We start from the raw sequence: 21702 nt of genomic DNA on the forward strand, positions 1-21702 counted from the left end.
ATGTTAAAATGGTAAGAAAAAAAGGGTGTCAATCATGAAACGAGCTTTACTTTCGGCCGGCATTCTATTTTTGATTCTAGGGATACTTCTGTTAATCGTTGTATTCATGCAATCAAAAGAAGATTTCTTCATTGAAGCCGACAGCTTTTCAAGCACATTTTTGATCGTGGTTTATTATGGACAAACCCCTGCGCTCCTTCTGTTGGGAGGCGGATTATTCGTCGGACTTTCACAGATCATTGATTTGCAGGAAAAAAAAGCGGCAGCAGCAAAGGAGAGCGTAAAGCTTTTATCCGAAATGAAGAAAACCCTGGAAGAAAAATCGGCCAAGGAGCAGGAGGCTTTTCCAGTTCCTGAGCTCCATCAACTATCCGAACGTCCGATCACAGGACAGAAGGACTAATTTTACGCATGTTCTAGCAGCTTTCACTTGAAAGCTGTTTTTTTATTGAATCAGCTTATGGCGGTGGGCATACACAGCCGCTTGCGTTCGATCTTCCACATCAAGTTTGGAAAGAATGTTGGTAATATGGGTCTTCACCGTTTTAATTGTAATAAATAATTCCTCGGCAATGACCTTATTCGATTTCCCATCCGCAATCAGCTTCAAGATCTCCATTTCTCTTGCTGTTAATGAATCGTGAAGGATAGACCCATTTGATGAATGACGGAGTTTATTCATGACCTTTCCTGCCACTTTCGATTCAAGTCTTGGTTCGCCGATGCTTGCAGATCTGATGGCATCCGCAATTTCTCCTGCCTTGGATGTTTTTAATAAATAGCTTAAAGCACCCGCCTCAATCACTGGATAGACTTTATCATCGTCAATAAAGCTCGTCAGAACAATGATCTTGGCATCTTCAATTTCCTGACAAATTCTTTTCGTTGCTTCGATGCCATCCATCCCTTCCATGACAAGATCCATTAAAATCACATCTGGCCTTAATTCAACGGCTAGCTCTACACCTTTTTGTCCATCTGACGCTTCACCAATGACTTCAATATCAGCCTGCGCCTCTAAAAAGGCCGCAAGCCCCATTCTCACCATTTCGTGATCGTCGATTAAAAGCACTCGAATCATCGAACGTTCTCTCCTTTTCCTTCATCAAAAATGGGAACCTTCACATCAATTTGTGTGCCTTTTCCCTCAAATGACATAATCTCTGCGACACCGCCTACCTCACTTGTTCTTTCTCGAATCGATTCCAGTCCGTAGGAGGCCGTCTTCACATGGTCTGTTTGAAAGCCAATACCATTATCAATAATCTTTAGCTGCACTTGACGGTTTCTTATGAGCAGACGCACTGTCACTTTTGTCGCCTTTGCATGCCTAAACACATTCGACAGTGCTTCTTGCACAATTCGGAAGAGGTGGTCCTCTACTCCTTTAGATAACGGAACATCATCTTCGATTTCCCAATCAATATCAATCGGCTGCTTTGCTTGAAATTCATTTAGCAGCTCAATTAAGCCTTTTTTCAGGTCTTTTCCTTCTAGAGTGATCGGTCTCAAATGAAGCAGAAGAGCACGCATCTCATTTTGTGCATCGCCAGACATTCGTTCGACAAGCTGCATTTGTTTTAAAATCTTTTCGTCCTTTTCCTTCATGCCTTCAAGAATAGCTGAGGTCATCATCGAAATCGCAAATAACTGCTGGCTGACCGCATCATGGAGCTCTCGTGCCAGCCGCTGACGCTCTTCTGAGACAACCGATTTCTTCATTTGAGCCTGCCATTCAGCCCGTTCATTCGAAAGCTTTTGCAAAGAGGCTACTTGCCCTTCCACCCGCTTCGCCATTTCGTTTAATTGATCGGCGGCTAAGCCAATTTCATCATCGCCAAGCGACGGCAGTCTGTATGCAAAGTTTCCATTTTCGAACTTCAAAATCGACTCTACAAGCTGGTCGAGCCTCTTCTTATGCTGATAGCCAAATACACTCGCGGCAGAAATCCCAATCGCAAGACTAACGATGAGTAAAATACAAAAAAACGGTATGCCAAACCAGCGGGTAGAAAGCAGGATCATTGGATCAAGCTGATAATAAAAAAACATCAGCAGTGTCGTCATCGTTACAACACCGAGCGAGACGCCGACTCCAAGACGAACAGATTGCCACTGGATACCTAAATGCAATTTCCTCATAAGTATCTCACATCCACATCTCCGATCAGTAGAGAGATGGAGATTTTCACTTTTCGTTTGCTCTCATCATAATCGTTGGTCATCACATACACTTTACTGCCGAAGCCGCTTCTTTTTTCATCTATGATTTTCATATCACCAATCGCGGCTGAAGCACTCACACATACTTCAATATCCTGCGGTACGTAAATATCCACATCGCCGATCAGTCCGCTAATCACGATTGTGCTCTCTTCTTCTGCAATGATCGCCTTTGATAAATCGATTTTAACATCGCCAATAAAACCTGAAATCGTCAAATCACTTAGTTGAAAAGGCTTTTTCATCAGCCTGACTTCACCGATAAAAAAGTCATGCTCTTTGCGCGGCTTTGTCTGGCTTTTTGTTTTCTTCTGATCGCCCTCTTTTTCAAGATTGACTTTCAGTGAAGGCTTCCCATCGTCTGATGTTTCCTTTTTATCGACATCAAAAACAGGTTTATTTTTCAATAAACGATAGCCCGCATAAATCAAAAAAGCCGCAAATAAGTACCCTGTTAAACTAAATGTAATATTGAGCAGAAATTTTAAGAAGAGAAAGCCGGCAAAAATATAGGAAACTGAACCGAGCCAACGTTTGGATCGTGAGTGCAGCCAATAACCCGCCAGCGCAAAAAACACAGGCCAAAACAGATCTGCTCCGATCCCAATAATTTTGAGAAATAAATTAATACCAAAAATCACCACAATGATGCCTAATATTTGATTCCTTGTAAAACGCAGTTGACTCGCCTCCTTCCTTTCTTTCATTCATTAACGCAGCTTGAGGTTACCACTTGTCATTTCAATATCGACTAAATGTGTCCCTTTTCCCCGCGTACCTTTAAAGCCTCGACCTTCATTCTCCACTTGATCAAAATCATACGAGTGATCGACGCTTCCACTTGTTTTTTTCACCTGAACGTTGAAATCTCCGTCGTCTGGCAAATTAAATTTCGCGCTCCCTGATGTCATCTGAAAGGAGACAGGTGACTCAATTGTATCAAAACTTGCCGTCATTCGGCCGCTTGTCATGCCCAATTGCAGTTTGCCTTTTACATCATTAATATCGGCACGCCCTGAAGTTGCCCCAATATCACTATCCTTCGCATCGATATGCGACACTGCCATCCTGCCAGAGGTTGCTTTGATTTCTACATTTTTTGCTGAAAAATTCTCGGCTGTGAGGTTTCCACTCGTTGATTTGAGTATCACATCTTGAAGGGACAGCTTTCCTCCTCCGTCAATCTCACTGACGCCACTTCCACCTGTAATCTTCACATTTTTATGATAATCTGTTGGAATTTTAACTAAAAGCTCTCCTTTTTCAAATTGAGTGAAAAACAAGAAGCTTTTATTTTCAGCACGAATTTTGAAGGTACCACCTGTTTGCTCCGCATACATTTTCCCTTTTCCATTGACAGCAGTCACGGAAATATCGGAACGATTTTCAGGTTTTACCTTCACGCGAAACCCAGAAAGAGAAATATCTAATTGATCAATCTCCTCTGTTTTTGCTGAAGCTGTTGTCACTGGTTTTTCACGGGAAAAACTTAAATGAAAGAGACCTTCATTTTTGAAAAGCATGCCAATCATTAAAAAGATACCTACAAGTATACAAATTAGACCGATTAATCGCTTCATTCATACCATCCCTTTATCTTCTGACCTTTTCATTATAAGGAAAAGCGAAACAGAAAGAAATCAAATATCGGAAGAAAAAGCCTGCTTTTCTTCCGATGTGATCTCTATACGTTTGCTTGCTGCTGTTCAGGCTTTTTCTCAAGCTTCAGTTTCTGCCATTCTTTTTCAACCTCATCGGCATAGTCTAAATGAGCATATGCCCCTTGATCCGCAAATTGTGCATAGCTGCCTGCTTTTGTTTCCATTTCTTCAATACGGTTCTCCATTCGAAGAAATTCTTTATATGCACTTTCACTGTCTACTTTATTGATGGAATCGTTCATATGCTGCTTTGCCTGTGCGGCATTGGCTCTTGCAATCAGTACCTGTTTCTTGTCTTTTATATCACGCAGCTTCGTTTCTAAGTGCTGTAATTGCTCTTTCAGCTCTTTCAATTGTTTCACAGACTGCTGGTACGCTTCCTGATATTCGTTGTGCTTTTCTTCAAAATACTTCATTTCTGTGAGCGCTTTTCGTGCAAGCTCCTCTTCTCCCGCATGATATGCCATCTCTGCCTGTTTCTTTCGCTTTTCAGCAAATGCTTCCGTCTCTTCTGCTTTTCGCAGGAAGCCTTGCTGAATCGTTTGCTGTTTGATGATGGCATGTTTCGCTTTCGCAACATCATCCTCCATATCACGAACGTATTGATTCAGCATGACACGCGGATTCTCCAATTTATCTAACCCTTCATTGACAGTTGCAACAAACATATCTCTTACTCTTCTTAATACCATTTGATGTTCCTCCTTTTATTTTTTCTTTAAAAAGTCTTCCCATTCTTGATCAAATGACGTGTGAATCGGTTCTTCCGTATTGGGTGCCGTGTTTGGCTCCATATAGGCTCTGCTTGATGATTTTTTGGTAGATTCACCATTAATCATCGACCAGCCAAAATAAAGAAGTACCCCTGCAAATGCGATGCCGAGTAAAAACGGCAGGAATTGCACGACGATCAGTACACCAATGACTGCTAGAATGATCCCTGAGGTTTTACTGCCTTTTTCATATTTTTTAACACCTACATAGATGAGCCATGCCCCAATCAAAACCGGAATCAGTCCACCTAATGAACCACCAAAGAAGATGGATAAACCGACAAACAATAAAATTGAACCGATAATGGTTTTACTTGTTATTTTCATCTTCATGCCTCCTTTCTTGCTCCTTGCTTTAACTATAGTCAAAAAAGAAAGCCGGCAAAACGTGTTACAGATTGATCTTTGATTGCGACTAGAGTCGTAACAATGCTCAGACTGAACGGTTGAATCAAACAAAAAGCACTCTTCGAAAAGAAGAGTGTTGCAGATTGTTGACAAAGGGCTAAAATGATCTTTATTTTAGCCCTTTGTCTTCTTCAGCGTGATAGAAAACCTTTGCAGCCCTAGGAAGGACGAGTACCGGAGCGGAGCGAATTAAACATTCGTGAGCACCGGAACGCAGACCTGACAACGAATGCGAGGGTTTGCCTACACACTGAAACACTCTTCGAAAAGAAGAGTGTTGTTAAACGTATGGTAGAATCACAGAATAAGTTGTATCTAAATCAAGTAAGAGGCAGGTGTCGTATATTGATAAATAGAGATCAACTAGCTGATCTATTTGCTAGTCATCCTTTTCACATAAAAGAAATCTATCGTTTAGTCATCCAGCCCCATAGTACATTAAGGGAGTTTAAGACAGAAAGTGCTTGCTTTCTTTTCAGTATTCGCGGGGAAGCTAGGCTGAATGTTAATGGAAAGAGCTACGATTTGCAGCCAGGGTCCGTCATCCATGTAACACCAGGATGCCAGCTTGCCCTGCAGGTGATCAGTCAATCAGAATACGAGTACCATTCACTTTTCTATCATTTGAATTGTGATAAAGAATCTGACTGTGACACTGTTTTCAAGCTGGAAACGGGAGCAAATCCGAGAATCATTGAATTACTCACCATGCTCCATCAGAATGTCCATACACCTGGCGGAATGGGGAAACTTCGAGTCAAAGAATTATTTTTACGCATCCTATATCAAATACTAATGGGCTGTAAGCAGGAAGAGAGCTCTCCTCATGAAAGGGTCATTGAGGAAGCCATCGCTTATATTAGAGGACAATATATGATTCCATTAACACTTCAGGATCTCGCTGAACTGTTCGATATGAATCCTAAAAGCTTCTCATACTTTTTCCATAAATATACCGGACTTCACCCAATTGACTATGTCATCCAGTATCGTATGGAAAGAGCGCTTGAAATACTAAAGGCAGGCAATATTTCGATTCGTGACGTTGCTATGACTGTCGGCTATCCCAATCCGCTATATTTTAGCAGACTATTTAAAAAGAAATTCGGAGTGCCGCCTAGCGCATATATCGCTAAATAAATCTGTCGTATTTCTTCTCAAAACGATAGACGCCAGCCTCATTCCTTAAAGGAATTCCACAGCTCTCTATGAAATAACCAGCCTAACTGCCTCATAAATTGAAGTCGATCAAGATCATCGCTCTTCTGTCAGTCCAGATTAGATAATAATGCATATGATATTCGCTATTTGTGTATTCGCATTTCACGAGGTCCTTGCTATACTATTAAATGATAATGATTATCAATATCGATTATTACTGACTAATAATCAGCAACGACAGGGAGGCAGATGATGTGAACAAAAAAAGGCAGCTTTGTATCGGAATGTCCTTGTCAGCGACCTGGTTGAAGGGAAAAGGCTGGCAGCATCCGAGCAGCATGGTAGAACACTTATTTTCAACCAACTTTTACGTTGAGCTTGCAAAGAGAGCAGAGATGGCCAAGCTTGACTTTCTTTTTAAGCCGGATGCACTGACACTCCACATAGAGTCATTGGATCACTCCCCTGGCTTTGGCGGTCTTGATCCAACGGTTCTGCTTGCTTCGATTGCTCATGAGACGGATCGAATCGGACTTGTTTCAACTGCCTCGACTACGTTCAATCCTCCCTATGTAGTGGCGAGACAGCTTCAGTCCTTGCACTCGATCAGCAATGGACGTGCCGGCTGGAATATTGTCACTTCGATCGACGGAGCCGATAATTTTAGCCATTCACCCATGCCAACCTCAGAAGAACGATATAAGAAGGCGATGGAATTTACGGATGTTGTACGCAAGCTTTGGGAGAGCTATCCAAATGAGGCGCTGCTCATCAATCGAGCGACAGGACAGTTTGCTGACAAGGAGAGAATTTATTCTATTCAACATGAAGGGCATTTCTTTCAAATTAAGGGGCCGCTTAATGTGCCAGCTCATCCGTCAGGAACCATTCCTTTGTTTCAGGCAGGTGCTTCGGAAACGGGGCGGGATTTTGCCGCTTCAACTGCAGATGCGATGTTTGCAGCAACCCCTGATATGGCCTCAGGCATTGAATTACGGAAAGACATGAGGAGAAGAGCATGCAAGCATGGCCGCCAGCCGGATGAGATCCGTGTGCTGCCTGGCTTGTACTTTTTTATAGGAAAAACACGTGATGAGGCGCATGAAATGTATCGAGAGGCTCATTCCCATTTAAGCACTGCACAAGGTTATGCAGCGATACAATCGATTCTAGGTCTCGATATTCGTCACCTTCCCTTAGATCAACCCGTTCCTGCCGATATGCTGCAAGGATTGGATGAGCAGGTACGCAGTCAGACTCATGCTGATTTGCTGCGCAGGTTGATTGTACAAACGCAGCCTACCGTAAGAGAACTACTCTCCAGACCAGAGGTCATTGGATCGGCACACTGGGTCATCGTGGGAACAGCTGAGGATGCACAGAGAGAAATAACCAGATGGTTTGAAGCAGGCGCTTTAGACGGTTTCATTGCTCTTCCGGGCTCAGTACAATCACTAGAATTATTTTTTGACGAATTGGTCCCCTTACTCGTCCAACATGGCTTATTTAGAAGTGAATATATAGGATCCACCTTACGTGAGCATCTGGGGATGAAATAAAGCACGACTACAATAGACAGTTTGAGAGGAGTTTTGAAAAGATGAATAAGAAATTAATGATCATCGGCTTCATTTCCTTATTGATGCTGATCATGGCGGCATGCGGCGGAGGAGACAAGCCTAAGCAATCAACTACTGCCTCCGGAAGCAAAAATGCCGGAATTGAAAATTCAGGTGATGCTGCTACGAAAACAATAGAGTATCTTGGGAAAAAGTATACCATCCCGAAAAAAGCCGAAAAAATCGTCATTACTGGGGCAATGGAAGCGATGGAAGATGCCGTTGTACTTGATGTTCATCCGGCAGGGGCAATATCAGTAGGAGGAAAGTTTCCGAAAATATTTGCTTCAATCACAAGCGATTCCGAATCAATCGGTGAAAAACAGCAGCCAAATTTTGAGAAAATATTAAGTTTGAAACCTGACGTTATTTTAGGCTCCTCTAAATTTCAACAAGTCGTACTTAACAAGTTAGAGAAAATTGCGCCGACCATTCCAATCTCCCATATCGCGACAAATTGGGAGGCTAATTTAGAGCTAATGGCCGAATTAACAGGAAAACAAACGAAAGCAGAGAAAATCCTCACTCAATACAAAACAGATGTCAAAGACGCAAAAGCTTCGTTAAAGGAAAAGCTCAAGGATAAAAAAGTAGCCATCATTCGCATTCGGGGAGCACAAGCCTTCGTATATCCAGAAGATGTGTATTTCAATCCTGTCTTGTATAACGAATTGGGTCTCGCCGTTCCTCAGCCGATTAGTTTGGCAAAGACACAAGAAGCAATCTCTGTCGAGCAGCTAGGAGAAATGAATCCGGATTATCTATTTGTACAATTTTCTACGGATGAAAATCAAGAGGCAAGGCAGGCATTTGATGACATGAAAAAGAATCCTGTTATTCGAAACATGACGGCCTTTAAAAAGGATCAGGTTTATATCAATGTGGTACATCCACTCCTTGAAGGAGGACCTGCTTATAGCCGCATCCAGTTTTTAGAAGCCTTGCAGCAGCAATTAGAAAATAAATGAGACTGCATGAATCAGCTATGAAATCATGACTATGGTCATTTTTAAAAATATATGAAGCAAAAGAAGTGGGGCGAATTGTACGATGCAGGATATGGAAGTATATGATGTAACCATTATTGGCGGCGGACCTGCTGGATTGTTTTCCGCCTTTTATAGTGGATTGCGTGAAATGAAAACGAAACTGATTGAATTCCAGCCTTTCCTTGGAGGAAAGGTGCATGTTTATCCAGAAAAGATGATCTGGGATATAGGAGGATTAACGCCAGTTCCAGGCTCGCAGCTGATTGAACAAATTGTTACTCAAGGACTGACCTTTGATCCAAAGGTCGTACTCGGAGAAAAGGTGACCTCTATTTCTCAAGACGAAACAGGTCACTTTGTTCTCCACACCGCGTCCAATCAAAAACATTACTCCAAAACCGTCATTTTAGCTGTTGGAGGAGGTATCCTCAAGCCGATTAAATTGGATATTGAGGGTGCAGAACGATTTGAGGTTCAAAATTTGCATTATACGGTCAAATCCCTTGCACGTTTTAAAGATAAAACCGTGTTGATCTCAGGAGGTGGTAATTCAGCCATTGACTGGGCGAATGAGCTGGAGCCGATTGCCAAGCAAGTGTATTTAACCTACCGGAAAGATGCTTTAAAAGGACATGAAGCCGAAATATCAAGACTTAATAACAGCTCTGTCCAATGTCTGCTTCATACCTCGATTGAAAAGCTCATCGCAGCAGACGATCATGAACGGATTGAAACGGTTGTCCTCAAAAATAATCAGGACGATACTTTATTTAAGCTAGCCATAGATGAAGTCATTATCAATCATGGATACGAACGAGACAAAGAATTACTTGCGAATAGTACCATTAAACTAGAGCAGAAGGATTACTGGATTGCAGGAACTCCACTGAGTGAGACGTCAGTCCGGGGCATTTATGCAGCAGGCGATATTTTGCATCATGAAGGAAAATTACATTTGATTGCTGGGGCTTTCCAGGATGCTGCGAATGCGGTAAACCAAGCGAAGCAATACGTAATGCCTGATGCAAGCGCTCGTGGAATGGTTTCTTCGCACAATGACATATTTATTCAAAAAAACAAAGAGCTGATGAAGCATTTGTATACGAAATAAAGTGTTCATTGCACAAGCAAGACTTGGAATCCCTTCTGTGCTTACAGAACGAAGACGTTTAGCACTCTTCTCATTCGAAGAGTGCTTTCCTTATTTAGAACGAAACACGTCGGCACTTCGTTCATATTCAACATCAGCTTCACCAAGCCGATAATTCACGATTCGGGCAGCAGCAAATAAATAATCGGATAGACGGTTTACATATGTGAGCGCAACGGTTGGAATCTCCTCCTGTTTCGCAAGCGTCACAATATGCCGCTCTGCTCTTCTAACGACTGTCCGCGCCACATGTAAAAGAGCAGCACCTTCCTGACCGCCCGGTAAAATAAACTTGGTGAGCGGCGCAGCTTCTTCTACATAGACATCCATTCTTTCCTCAAGGACTGCCACAGAGGCTTCTGTTAATTTGCCCTCTTTAGGTGGTTTCACTGCTGCCAAATCACCGCCGCAGTCAAACAGCTCATGCTGTATAACGATCAGCTCTGACAAAAGGTCCTGAAACAATTCGCCATGCTGCCGTAAATTTGCATGCGCAAGTCCAATGAAGCTATTCGCCTCATCTAATGTGCCGTAAGCTTCAACTCTCACGTCATCTTTATCGGCTCTTCCTCCGATCAAGCCTGTTTGTCCCTGATCCCCGGTTTTCGTATAAAGTTTCAACGGTATTCCCCCTTTTCTACTGCTTTGTCCTTTTAGTATAACCCGAACTAAATAGGATGTAGTTGTTTTACTAAAACATGGTGAATGAATGTCATTAATGAAACAGAAAAGTGAACCATTTGTCCATTATGAAGGCCAACCACCCCTTTTATTTCCTTATAAAATAATGATTGAAGATATAGTTTATAGTGTCTAAAATGTGATTAAGACAAAATGAAGGAGGATGGTATGAGTAAATTTAGTTTATTTAACAAGTTTATGGTACAAGAAGGCGAAAAAGAAAAAATGGTTGATATTCTGTTAGAAGCAGCAGAATCAATGAAGAATTTGGATGAATGTGAAATATATCTTGTGAATATTTCCGAGAATGAACCAAATTCTGTTTATGTTTATGAAGTGTGGGCAAACGAAGATGCCCATCAAGCATCTCTAGGTCATGAAGCTACCCAAACATTAATAAGTCGTGCGAAACCAATTATTACTGGTATTGATAGAATCAATACTTTAATAACACAAGGCGGAAAGGGCATTTCATCTAATTAGAATTCAACCGTCTTAGATATAAAATTAGAACTGGTTGTCATTGTGGCAGCTTTTTTTCTTAAGAACAATTGTAATGACTACACATTTTAGATATGTGTAGTCATTACAATATCAACTGTTTTACTCAACTAACCTAAATATAACTGTACGTTCACTTTTGAATGACTTTCAACTTATGAAGAAGCCCATACACCTTTTGTCCTAATCTTTCGTGTAGAAGGTCAACATCTTCCGTTTCCTGCGTATTGGGTGCAGCAATACAAAGATGATGGATTGGAATGCTTGTTTCTTGCTTTATGATGTGCATAAGCTGACCTATAAGCTGAACAGCTGCGCCGTCTGATAAAGATCGTTTCAGGATAAGCCAAATGTTCAACTTTTCCTGCTGAAGCATGCTGTAAAGGATCATATCGTCTTCGGCGTCTTCTGCAGCGTATTTCGCTAATCCTTTAGCTTGCTCGAAAAACAGCATATCTTCAGTTGGCTCTAACTGATGATGAAGCGTCTTCGTTCCCGTTCCAATCGACCTTTTCCAAAAGAACCCGCCGTTTTCCTTATGTGAGGTAAGGATGCGAAGAGGCTGATTAATGGAAAATGTCATTCCTTCTGAGCCATATGTCCTCCAGCCATCCGCTATGTTTACAATTGATGTTTTAGAAGGGGCGGAAGGTTCAACCATCAGCTGAGGGTTTGCCCTAATTGGATGCTGGAGCGGTGTCACATTTGTTTCATACACACGGTTGATTCGTTCGGTGGTCAAAACGTGATGCGGCAGTCCTAACATGTCAGTCTTTCCTTCATGAAGCAGCAGCAGCCGATCACAATATAAACTAGCAATGTTCACATCATGGAATACGCCAATGACCGTTAACCTAGAGGAAGTCGTTTCTTCTTTAATTAAATCAAGCAAATCTTTTTGATAGGCTAAGTCAAGGAAGCTGGTTGGTTCATCCAGCAATAAATATTCAGGCTGCTGCGCCAATGCCTGTGCCAAATACACACGCTGCTGTTCACCGCCACTTAACTCATGGATGGGTTGATCCTTAAACTGCGCTACACCCGTTTGTTCCATTACTTTTCTGACAACCTGCACATCTTCTTGCGTAGCAGATTGCAGCCACCCTTTTTGATATGGATAACGGCCGAATTGGACGGTTTCTTCCACCGTAAATGAAAAAGCTTGGTCCGTTTTCTGCGGCAGAACTGCCATCTTTTGCGCAAGCGCCTTTGGCTGATAGGATTGAACAAGGTGACCGCCGAGGCGCACTTCACCGCTCTCAGGGGCTAAAATTCCTGCCATCATTTTAAGCAGGGTCGTCTTCCCGCTCCCGTTTGGGCCGAGTATACCGAGAAATTCTCCTTGCTTTACTTCAAGGCTAATGCCACGAATGATCTCTTTCTCTCCATAGCCACCTCTGATTTCCTTCACTTGAATCATACGTGCGTCCCCCCTCTATATTGACGAATGAGGATGATGCCAAATACAGGTGCACCAATTAACGCAGTAATGATGCCAATCGGTAATTCAGTCGGCTCAATGATGGTACGGGATAACACATCTGCTAATACGAGAAAGGAAGCACCGTTCAACATAGACAAAGGCAGCAGATGCCGATGATCCGTGATAGTTAAGAGGCGGATAAAATGCGGAATCACAAGTCCTACAAAACCGATCGTCCCTGATACCGCTACTGCACTTCCGGTCAGAATCGAGCCTGCCAGGAGCACAATATATTTGCTCCTTTTCACATGGACACCTAATAGCTTTGCCTTCTCCTCGCCATATGTCATGACATTCAAATCTCGCCCCATCAACATTAACGTAAAGGTCCCAATAAGAAAGAAAGGAAGAAAAAGCGCAATATAACGCCAGCCTCTCATGGACACACTGCCAAGCAGCCAATGAATGATCTCTTTTAGATCATCACCTGTTAAAGCAATCATCAATGAAATGAGCGCACCCAAAAAAGAGCTAAAAATCACTCCTGTTAAAATTAAAGAAGAAATGCTCATCCCCCGATGAACAAGACGCGCAAAAAAGAGAACGAGACACAGGGTCACAAGCGCCGTTGTCATACTGAATAATGGCAATGTGAAACTGCCAACAAGCGGGAGCTGCAAGCTAAAAAACAGAGTCGCTACAGCTCCAACTGATGCCCCTTGAGATACCCCCAGCGTATAAGGGTCAGCGAGAGGATTTTTTAATAAACCTTGAAAAGCTGCACCAGATAACGCCAGTGCTGCTCCGACTAATGCCGCTAATATGACTCTTGGCAGCCGAATGTTCATCATAATATTGCGATCGATGGAATCAATGGTTCCAAACTGTACTCCGAATAGTTCATGAACAAATATACGAAGAATAGAAGGAATGGGAATCCCTAAGCTTCCAAAGGAGATTCCCATTCCAATGCTCATCACAAGAAGTAAAGCACTTAGTGTATATGCGATGATCAATTTATTTGAACGTGTCAGGATAGACGCTTTTCGCAAGAGCCTCGACTCCTTCAACCAATCGCGGTCCCGGTCTTGATGCGAGATCCGTATTCAATTGAAAGACTTGTTTTTCTTTCACTGCTTTCATTGCATTCCAGCCGTCTCTTTTTTTCAAATCAGCTAAGCTGGAACCATCAATTGTCACGATGACATCAGGATTTCGTTTGATGATCGATTCTTCTGTCATTTGCACCCAGCCAGTTTGATCGCCAGCAGCATTTTTGGCATGGATAACAGAAAGCATTTCATCCATAAATGTATTTTTACCAGTTGTATAGATTTCAGGCGCACCTGACACTTCGACAAAGACAGTTTTTTGTTTGTCTTTTGAAATCGTCTCTGCTTGTTTCTTGATGTCATTCAATTTTGTTTTCATCTCGTCTACAAGTTTTGTTGATGCTTCTTTCACGCCAGCTGCTTCACCGATCATATCGATTGATTTGTACACATCCTTAAAGGAGGTTGCATCATTTACAGTCAGAACTTTTATCCCTGCATCTTCAAGCTGTTTAAATCCTTCTTTTGATCCCATTTGAGATGCATGTGCTAACACAAGATCTGGCTTTAATGAAATGACCTTCTCGACATTGAATTCAAGTCCGCCAATCTTCTCTACCTTTTCGACTTCCTTTGGATAATTATCAAAGTCTGATCGTCCAACCATTTTATCTCCAAGGCCGAGTGCATAGGCAACTTCTGTATTACTTGGAATTAACGAAACAATTCGTTTAGGCTGTTCTTTGATTTCGACCGTTTTTCCAGCTGCATCTTTAATCGATACTGGAAATGCCGCAGTGGCCGTTTCTTTATTTTGTGACCCTGTTGCTTTATGATCTGTCTCAGCGCCTGCACATCCTGCTAAAACACCCATCACAAGCAATAACGATAGCCAAATAGCTGTTAACTTTTTCATGAGTGAACCCCCTGGTTTATGTACTGCTTAACGAAATCTCTTTCGTCAATTCTTTTCTAATTTCGGGAATATTATACTACAGTGCAGATAGGTTGTATATGTGATTTCTAAAAGCGTCTTTTCTGTTCATAAAACAAAAAAACAGCCTCTAAAAAGACTGTTTTTCACTCTTCTATTGATTGATTGGTTCTCCATTGATAACGACTTTCTGAAAAGCAGGAGAAACTGCATGCTCTAAAGATAAGGGATACGCCACTTCATCTATGACACAATCTTTCATTTTAAAATGAGTAACAGGAGAATGTGCGTATGCGGCTATTTTCACACCATATCGTCCGCCGTTGCTTTTGAGTCCTTCTACTTCAATATGACGTACAACAGGACGATGCGGACCAGCATCTCCTTCCTCATACATCATGTCGATACAGATCACTTCATGCTCTAGACTTTTGACTGTATTGTTTTTAAAATAAATATGTTCAATCGTACCGCCTCTGACAGAGTTGGTTTTAATACGCAGTGCCCGATCAAGGTTCGGACTGTCCATTACGTTATCTTCTGCATAAACAAACTTTACCCCGCCAGAAATCTCGCTCCCGATCGTCACACCGCCGTGTCCATCCCTCATCTCATTTCTACGAATGACGATGTTTTCAGATGGAACCCCTATTCTCCGTCCATCCTCGTTTCTGCCCGATTTGATGGCAATACAATCATCTCCGTTATCAAAGTAACAATCTTCAATGAGCACATTCCGGCAAGACTCCGGATTGACACCATCTGTGTTTGGTCCATGCCCAATGATTTTAACGCCGCGGACGATGACGTGACTACTTAATACAGGATGAATTTGCCACATTGGTGAATCCTTCACTGTCACTCCTTCGATTAGAACTTGCTGACATTGGTATGGCTGAATAAAGCTCGATCTTAAATAATGGCCTTCTCCAAATACCCTTTCTTCTACCGGTATTCTCTTTTCCGCCATTTCAAACAAGAGCTGACGATCCTGATCTTGAGAGGGCTGGCCATTTGTCCCATACTTCCAAGGCCACCAATGATGCTCATCCCCTCTGCCATCAAGCGTTCCGGCTCCAGTAATAGCGATATTTTCTGCATGGTGTGCATAAATGAGAGGTGAATAATTATAAAGCTCAATCCCCTCATATCTTGTCAGTACAAGAGGCAGATAATCCTTTGGGTCTTGACTGAATGTCACATAGGCTTTCTCCTGCAGATGAAGTTCTACATTGCTTTTCAATTCTAAAGCACCTGTCACAAACGTCCCTCTTGGGATCAGCACCCTTCCTCCTTTCAACCGATGTGCTTCATCGATGGCAGACTGAATGGCATTTGTAGATAACTCTTTCCCTTCCGCATCTGCTCCATAATGAACCACATTCAATTCACGATCTGGGAAATGCGGCGCTTTTATCTGCTTTAACACTTGATCGATCCCGTTTGCTTTTTTATCTTTCTTCCCTTGCTTTGCTAAACGAGCAATTCCGACTCCAGTTAGTACCGTTCCTGCTGTGATATACATCAAATTCCGTTTTTTAGACACTTTCTCATCCCCCAGTCGCCTTAAAGTGTGACACCTGTTTTGAAAATAGCCAGCTCTCTAAAATTGTTTTTTTCATGATTTAACAGCTTCCCACTCGCCACATCAATAACCGTTGAAATGAATTTTTCTAACACAACATCTTTCGGTACATCTTCAAGCAGTTCTCCGGCATTAAAGTCAATCCAGTGCTTTTTTGTTTCATATAAAGCTGTGTTGGTCGAGATCTTCATTGTTGGCACAAACGTACCAAATGGTGTCCCCCTGCCTGTTGTAAAAAGCACCATTTGACAACCGGAAGCAGCAAGAGCAGATGAAGCAACCAAATCATTACCAGGTGCACTTAATAAGTTCAATCCCTTTTGTTTCAGCAGCTCCCCATATTTCAATACATCTTTAATATCAGAAGTGCCTGCTTTTTGTGTACAGCCGAGAGACTTATCCTCTAATGTCGAAATTCCACCAGCTTTATTTCCCGGGGAAGGATTTTCATATACCGGCTGTCGATGATCCAAGAAGTATTGTTTAAAGTCATTGATCATTTGCACAATATTGTCGAAAGTCGCTTCTGATGCTGCTCTCTCCATTAAAATCGTTTCAGCACCAAACATTTCGGGCACTTCTGTCAGCACCGTCGTTCCACCTTGCGCGACAATAAAATCGGACAGTCTGCCTAAAAGCGGATTTGCAGTAATACCGGAAAATCCATCTGATCCTCCACACTTCAAGCCAATTTTCAGCTCAGATAACGGAATATCTTCACGATGATCTTCTTTCGCCGCATCATAAATTTCCTTGAGTAAAGCGACTCCCGTCTCAATCTCATCTCCTACTTCTTGGCTTCTTAAAAATTTCACTCTCGTACGGTCATATTCACCTAATGTGGACTGAAAATCCTCAATGTCATTGTTTTCACACCCAAGTCCAAGAACAAGTACTCCTCCAGCGTTAGGGTGCTTCACCGCATTTTGTAAAATGGTTTTCGTATTTTCATGATCGTCCCCAAGCTGTGAGCATCCATAATTGTGCTTTAATACGAGGGCTGTTTCAAAAGGATGGATGTTTCCACCCATTTCAGCGGTGAATATTTGGATCATTTGATCGGCGATGCCATTCACGCATCCAACGGTGGGAACAATCCAAAGCTCATTGCGGATTCCGCTTTCACCATTTTTTCGTTTAAATCCTTTAAATGTAAGATTCGTTTTTTTATAGGGGTTTTCTGATAATGAAGGCTGGTATTCGTATTCTAGCTTGCCAGATAAATTGGTTTTAATATTATGCGTATGCACCCATTCCCCAGCAGAAATGGCAGTCACTGCATGACCAATGGGATAGCCATATTTGATAATATTCTCTCTTTGCTTGATATCAGCCAATGCAAACTTATGACCTTTGCCAACGGTCTCTTTTAAGATAATCGTATGTCCTTGATGCTGCAGCTCTTCCCCTTGTTCCAATCCTTTTAAAGCAATACCGACATTATCTGAAGGGTGGATGACAATAAAGTCTTTCATGCCTTCTCCCCCTGATTTTCATATTGATGACGCATCATTCGGTGAACAGCCGCTCTCATCCCGTACTTCTGTATGAGGGTAAGCTGATCAGCTACAGCTTGACTCAATCCTTTTACATCGGTTAAATCTCTGCCCCATAATGATTCGTATGAAAGGATACTCGCTGCAACCGCTTCATTGGAACGGTTTTCCCATGCGTCCTTCATGAGCGTGAGCACAGTTTCATCATCCTTTACCCTTCCTGCATATGCTCTGTAGAAATAAATGAGACTGCTAAGTGAAAACACAAGTTTCATTGGCAGCTGTTTCTTTTGCTCGACATAATCAAGCAATGACGGAAGATTACGGGTTCGGAATTTGGATACCCCATTCAGTGCAATATCCAGCAATTGATGCTTTACAAATGGATTGCAAAAACGATCCCAAACGGATTGTGTATAAAGAAGAAGCTCATCTTGAGGAAGTTCAAGTCCTGGAAGTACTTCCTCCTCCAGCATACGCCGGATGAACGGACCAACATGCTCATCATCCACAGCTTCTTTTACAGTTTCTATACCGCATGAGTAAGCAATCGGCACCATCGCTGTATGTGCACCATTTAAAATTCGTACCTTGCTCATACGATAAGGCGCAATATCCTCTACAAAAAGAACATTTAACCCTGCTTCTTGAAAGGGGAGCTCCTTTTGTACGAAGGCAGGTGCTTCAATGACAAAAAGATGATAATATTCTGCCGTGACAAGCAATTCGTCAATATACCCTTCTTCCTTTTCTACGATTTCAGCCGCTTCCTTAGAGAATCCAGGGACAATCCGGTCCACAAGCGTATTACAAAACGTGTTGGCCTCTTTTATCCATGTCATAAACGCAGGCGGCAATTCCCACTCAGTTGCCATACTGATCACATATTCTTTCAATCGATCACCATTTTGTTCAACCAATTCACAAGGCAGAATGATCAGACCTTTCCGCTCATCTCCAGCAAAAGCTTTAAACCGGTGATACAAGAACGCTGTCAGCTTTCCTGGAAAACTGGCTTGTGGCCGATCCTCCAAACGATCCTCCTTTTTGAACACAAGTCCTGCCTCCGTCGTGTTTGAGAAGACAAAGCGGAGATCCGGGTTTTCCGCTACGTGTAAAAACTCCTCGTAATCCGTATACGTACTAATTCCTCTGCTAATCGATTGGATGATTATACGTTCATTCATTTCTTGCCGGTCATGATATCCCTGAATACATAATGTGTACAAGCCATCTTGTTCATTTAAGGCTGCCACTGATCCTTTTCGAGGAGGGACAACAACCGCTCTTCCTTTAAAATCTGTGCAGTCGTTCAGCTTCTGGATGTGCCAATTGATAAATCCTCGCATAAAATTTCCTTCACCAATCTGCAAAATCGTTTCCGGATACTCAGGTGCCGGGTAAATGGCTTTTGATAATCGTTTCAAATGGATTCCCCTCTCCAAGTAATATGCACACGTGAACATTTTTCTGAAAAGGTGCTGATTACTGCACCTTTTTAACTGAATCTCTGATCATCAGCTCTGTGTGAACATACACTTTTTCCATATGATCTTCTTCTTGCTCTTCACCGTTTATTACTGAAAGGATGGCTTCTGCTCCAAGTGCACACATTTTTTCAATCTGCTTTTTCACCGTTGTCAATGCAGGTGTGGTATAGGATGAAAATGCAATATCATCAAAACCAATAATAGAAATATCATTTGGACACGTTTTGCCTTTTGCAAATAAAGCATTCATTGCACCGATCGCCATGTCATCATTTGAGCAAAAGAGCGCTGTTGGCGGTTCATCAAGGGCCAGCAGCGATTCCATTGATTCATAGCCGCTTTTCATGTGATAATCGCCTTTCATCATATATTCTTTCTTCATAGGTATTTGGTGATCAATTAACGCTTGCAGGAAACCAGCTTTTCTTTCTTGAGTTGATTTAAAGCCTTCTTTCCCTTCAATGATGGCGATTTGTTCATGACCTTGCTGAATGAAATGGTGTGCAGCCTGGTAAGCTCCTTGACTATCATCTGCTAATATATTCATGACTTCATGACTTTCTACACGGCGATTCAGCACAATGATGGGAATGCCCTGTTTCTTCACATGATGGATAAACGCCTCATCGTGCTCGCTTTGACTCATGAGCAAAATGCCATCATAGCGTTGTTTATGAATGGTTGTATAATCGTGAAAGTCATCAATTCCTCTTACAAAGAGATTATAATACTCTGTCATGACGCTATTGACACCTTTTAACGCATCCACAAAGAAGCTTGAAGATGTGCCCTCTGTTAAACTCGTAAAAAACAGACCGATTGTAAATGATTTTTGTGATACAAGGCCTCTCGCATGGACATTCGGTGAATAATTCAGCTGTTTTGCAATCGACAAAATCTTTTGTTTTGTCTTCTCTTTAATAAAAGGACTGTTATTCAAAGCCCTTGATACCGTGGTATGAGAGACGTTTGCCAATTTTGCTATGTCTTTAATTGTGACTGTCATGCTATTCCGCCTTTTATGATTTTTTACCATCTTATCATAAAATCGCTTTCATTTTCTTCATGTCATTTTGTTCGGATGCTGGAGCTGCTTCGCCCGGTCAAATTGGAAATACTGTCTGGCATTTTCATAGCCGATTCCCTTCACGATTCCCCCTAACAGATCAAGATCATATGGAGCTTCCCCTTTTTCTACCCAATCTCCGATGATATCGCAAAGCAGTCTTCGAAAATATTCATGCCTTGTATACGACAAAAAGCTTCTTGAATCTGTCAGCATCCCAATGAAACGGCTGATCAGTCCAATACTGGATAGAGCCATCATCTGCTCTGTCATCCCTTGTTTCGTATCGTTAAACCACCAAGCTGTACCGTGCTGAATCTTCCCAGGTGCCGTTCCGTCTTGAAAGCTTCCAGCCAATGTGGCAATCACAACATTATCCCTTGGATTCAAGGAATATAAAATGGTTTTTGGCAGTACCTGTTCTTGTTCTAAACGATCCAATATTCGGCAAAGCGGCTTGGCAATGTCTTCATCATTCATCGCATCATACCCTGTATCTGGCCCAAGCCGCTCAAACATTTTCGTATTGTTGTTCCTAAGCGCATTGATATGAAGCTGCATCGCCCAGCCCCGCTCATAGTAAGCCTGACCAAGCTTAATGAATGTTTGTGTTTTAAATTTAATCTTCTCTTTTTCCGTCAATGCATGCCCAGACATTCTTTTATGAAAGATGGTTTCCACTTCTTCTTCCGTCGTTTCTTCAAACGTCATTTCGTTAATAGCATGATCTGAGATCAGGCAGCCCTGTTCATGGAAAAAATCAATTCTTGCACGGAGTGCTGTTAAAAAGTCTTGATAGGATTGGATTGGAGTAGATGAAGCCTCTGCCAGTTCGTGAACATACGCTGTAAATAGTTGATTCGTTATATCAAGTGCCTTATCAGGCCGAAATCCGGGCAGCACTTGCACAGTGAATCCTTCTTCCCGCAGTTTTTGATGATAGCAAAGCGAATCGACTGGATCATCTGTCGTCACGACTGTTTCAACATTCGATTTCACAATGAAGTCTCTTGCACCAAAACCCTCTCCTTGCAGCTTTTCATTTACTTTTTGCCAGATGATGTGTGCGGTTTTTTCGTTTAAAAGTTCCTCAACTCCAAAATATCGTCTCAATTCTAAATGAGTCCAGTGATAGAGCGGGTTTCCAAGGGTCATGGGAACAGTCTTCGCCCACGCCAGAAATTTCTCATAGTCTGAGGCATCCCCTGTGACGTGTGATTCTGGTATGCCGTTTGCTCTCATGGCACGCCATTTGTAATGATCTCCGTAAAGCCATGCTTCGGTGATATTATGGAAGGTTTTATTTTCATAGATTTCTTTGGGGCTTAAATGACAATGGTAATCTATAATTGGAAGGTCCTTAGCAAACTCATGATATAGCTTTTCCGCCGTTTGATTGTTGAGTAAAAACTGATCATCTAAAAAGGCTTTCATCAAACTCCCCCATCTCTCTTATAAATAAAAATGATTTGTTCACGTTAACAATTTTA

At 42.1% G+C, this 21702-nt stretch carries 21 protein-coding genes; 6 read left to right on the forward strand and 15 right to left on the reverse strand.

Going from position 1 to position 21702, the window contains the following annotated elements; genetic code table 11:
- The first annotated feature begins 34 nt into the window (after positions 1-34).
- Positions 35-403: a hypothetical protein gene (locus tag QR42_RS14975; protein ID WP_039181321.1), complete on the forward strand. Its 369-nt coding sequence runs from the start codon at positions 35-37 to the stop codon at positions 401-403.
- A gap of 42 nt (positions 404-445) precedes the next feature.
- Here QR42_RS14975 and QR42_RS14980 read toward each other — a convergent pair whose 3' ends face one another.
- From QR42_RS14980 to QR42_RS15005, 6 genes are all read right to left on the reverse strand, one after another.
- Entirely contained in the window at positions 446-1081 is a 636-nt protein-coding gene (locus QR42_RS14980) for a two-component system response regulator LiaR (RefSeq protein WP_024426015.1), read from the reverse strand.
- On the reverse strand, positions 1078-2142 hold the full coding sequence (gene liaS / locus QR42_RS14985) for a two-component system sensor histidine kinase LiaS (RefSeq protein ID WP_039181324.1): 1065 nt from the start codon (positions 2140-2142) through the stop codon (positions 1078-1080). The genes QR42_RS14980 and liaS overlap by 4 nt, the downstream gene beginning before the upstream one ends.
- Entirely contained in the window at positions 2139-2930 is a 792-nt protein-coding gene (gene liaF, locus QR42_RS14990; protein WP_185847158.1) for a cell wall-active antibiotics response protein LiaF, read from the reverse strand. Before liaF ends, liaS begins: the two co-directional genes overlap by 4 nt.
- Before the next feature lie 3 nt (positions 2931-2933).
- Positions 2934-3803 carry a LiaG family protein gene (liaG, locus tag QR42_RS14995; protein ID WP_039181325.1) on the reverse strand — a complete coding sequence of 290 codons (870 nt, stop codon included), beginning with the start codon at positions 3801-3803 and terminating at the stop codon, positions 2934-2936.
- 104 nt (positions 3804-3907) lie between these two features.
- Positions 3908-4576 (reverse strand): stress responsive protein LiaH, encoded by a 669-nt coding sequence (gene liaH, locus QR42_RS15000; RefSeq protein WP_039181328.1) that lies wholly within the window; start codon positions 4574-4576, stop codon positions 3908-3910.
- A gap of 15 nt (positions 4577-4591) precedes the next feature.
- Entirely contained in the window at positions 4592-4984 is a 393-nt protein-coding gene (locus tag QR42_RS15005) for a hypothetical protein (protein WP_039181331.1), read from the reverse strand.
- Between the two features lie 426 nt (positions 4985-5410).
- Between QR42_RS15005 and QR42_RS15010 the strand changes: the two genes are divergently transcribed.
- The 4 genes from QR42_RS15010 to QR42_RS15025 all read left to right on the forward strand — a co-directional run bounded on the left by QR42_RS15010 (position 5411) and on the right by QR42_RS15025 (position 9945).
- Positions 5411-6205, forward strand: coding sequence for an AraC family transcriptional regulator (locus QR42_RS15010; protein ID WP_039183310.1), 795 nt, complete (start codon positions 5411-5413; stop codon positions 6203-6205).
- Between the two features lie 275 nt (positions 6206-6480).
- Positions 6481-7785 (forward strand): NtaA/DmoA family FMN-dependent monooxygenase, encoded by a 1305-nt coding sequence (locus tag QR42_RS15015; RefSeq protein ID WP_144246072.1) that lies wholly within the window; start codon positions 6481-6483, stop codon positions 7783-7785.
- A 41-nt stretch (positions 7786-7826) separates the two neighbouring features.
- Entirely contained in the window at positions 7827-8813 is a 987-nt protein-coding gene (locus QR42_RS15020; RefSeq protein ID WP_039181335.1) for an ABC transporter substrate-binding protein, read from the forward strand.
- Positions 8814-8895: 82 nt separating this feature from the next.
- The gene (locus tag QR42_RS15025; protein ID WP_039181337.1) at positions 8896-9945 is read left to right on the forward strand and encodes an NAD(P)/FAD-dependent oxidoreductase; all 1050 of its coding nucleotides are present in this window, start codon (positions 8896-8898) and stop codon (positions 9943-9945) included.
- Positions 9946-10035: 90 nt separating this feature from the next.
- Here the strand turns inward: QR42_RS15025 and QR42_RS15030 are convergent, their stop codons facing one another.
- Positions 10036-10605, reverse strand: a complete 570-nt coding sequence (locus QR42_RS15030; RefSeq protein ID WP_039181340.1) for a cob(I)yrinic acid a,c-diamide adenosyltransferase — start codon at positions 10603-10605, stop codon at positions 10036-10038.
- A gap of 228 nt (positions 10606-10833) precedes the next feature.
- Between QR42_RS15030 and QR42_RS15035 the strand changes: the two genes are divergently transcribed.
- Positions 10834-11148 carry a putative quinol monooxygenase gene (locus tag QR42_RS15035; protein WP_039181343.1) on the forward strand — a complete coding sequence of 105 codons (315 nt, stop codon included), beginning with the start codon at positions 10834-10836 and terminating at the stop codon, positions 11146-11148.
- A 151-nt stretch (positions 11149-11299) separates the two neighbouring features.
- Here QR42_RS15035 and QR42_RS15040 read toward each other — a convergent pair whose 3' ends face one another.
- The 8 genes from QR42_RS15040 to uxaC form a co-directional block, all read right to left on the reverse strand.
- Positions 11300-12586 carry a heme ABC transporter ATP-binding protein gene (locus QR42_RS15040; RefSeq protein WP_039181347.1) on the reverse strand — a complete coding sequence of 429 codons (1287 nt, stop codon included), beginning with the start codon at positions 12584-12586 and terminating at the stop codon, positions 11300-11302.
- A complete protein-coding gene (locus QR42_RS15045; RefSeq protein ID WP_052196533.1) occupies positions 12583-13641 on the reverse strand; it encodes a FecCD family ABC transporter permease in 1059 nt (352 codons plus the stop codon). Before QR42_RS15045 ends, QR42_RS15040 begins: the two co-directional genes overlap by 4 nt.
- On the reverse strand, positions 13607-14557 hold the full coding sequence (locus QR42_RS15050) for an ABC transporter substrate-binding protein (protein ID WP_039181350.1): 951 nt from the start codon (positions 14555-14557) through the stop codon (positions 13607-13609). Before QR42_RS15050 ends, QR42_RS15045 begins: the two co-directional genes overlap by 35 nt.
- A 172-nt stretch (positions 14558-14729) precedes the next feature.
- Entirely contained in the window at positions 14730-16121 is a 1392-nt protein-coding gene (locus tag QR42_RS15055) for a glycoside hydrolase family 28 protein (protein ID WP_039181353.1), read from the reverse strand.
- A 20-nt stretch (positions 16122-16141) separates the two neighbouring features.
- Positions 16142-17635, reverse strand: coding sequence for a UxaA family hydrolase (locus QR42_RS15060; protein WP_039181356.1), 1494 nt, complete (start codon positions 17633-17635; stop codon positions 16142-16144).
- Positions 17632-19083: a tagaturonate reductase gene (locus tag QR42_RS15065; RefSeq protein ID WP_039181359.1), complete on the reverse strand. Its 1452-nt coding sequence runs from the start codon at positions 19081-19083 to the stop codon at positions 17632-17634. Before QR42_RS15065 ends, QR42_RS15060 begins: the two co-directional genes overlap by 4 nt.
- Positions 19084-19141: 58 nt before the next feature.
- Complete coding sequence (locus tag QR42_RS15070; RefSeq protein ID WP_039181362.1) at positions 19142-20152, reverse strand: LacI family DNA-binding transcriptional regulator; 1011 nt, start codon at positions 20150-20152, stop codon at positions 19142-19144.
- 57 nt (positions 20153-20209) lie between these two features.
- Positions 20210-21646 carry a glucuronate isomerase gene (gene uxaC / locus QR42_RS15075; protein ID WP_039181365.1) on the reverse strand — a complete coding sequence of 479 codons (1437 nt, stop codon included), beginning with the start codon at positions 21644-21646 and terminating at the stop codon, positions 20210-20212.
- Positions 21647-21702: the final 56 nt, after the last annotated feature.

It is taken from the genome of Bacillus sp. WP8 (assembly GCF_000800825.1).
GTDB classification, from domain to species: Bacteria; Bacillota; Bacilli; order Bacillales; family Bacillaceae; genus Bacillus; species Bacillus safensis.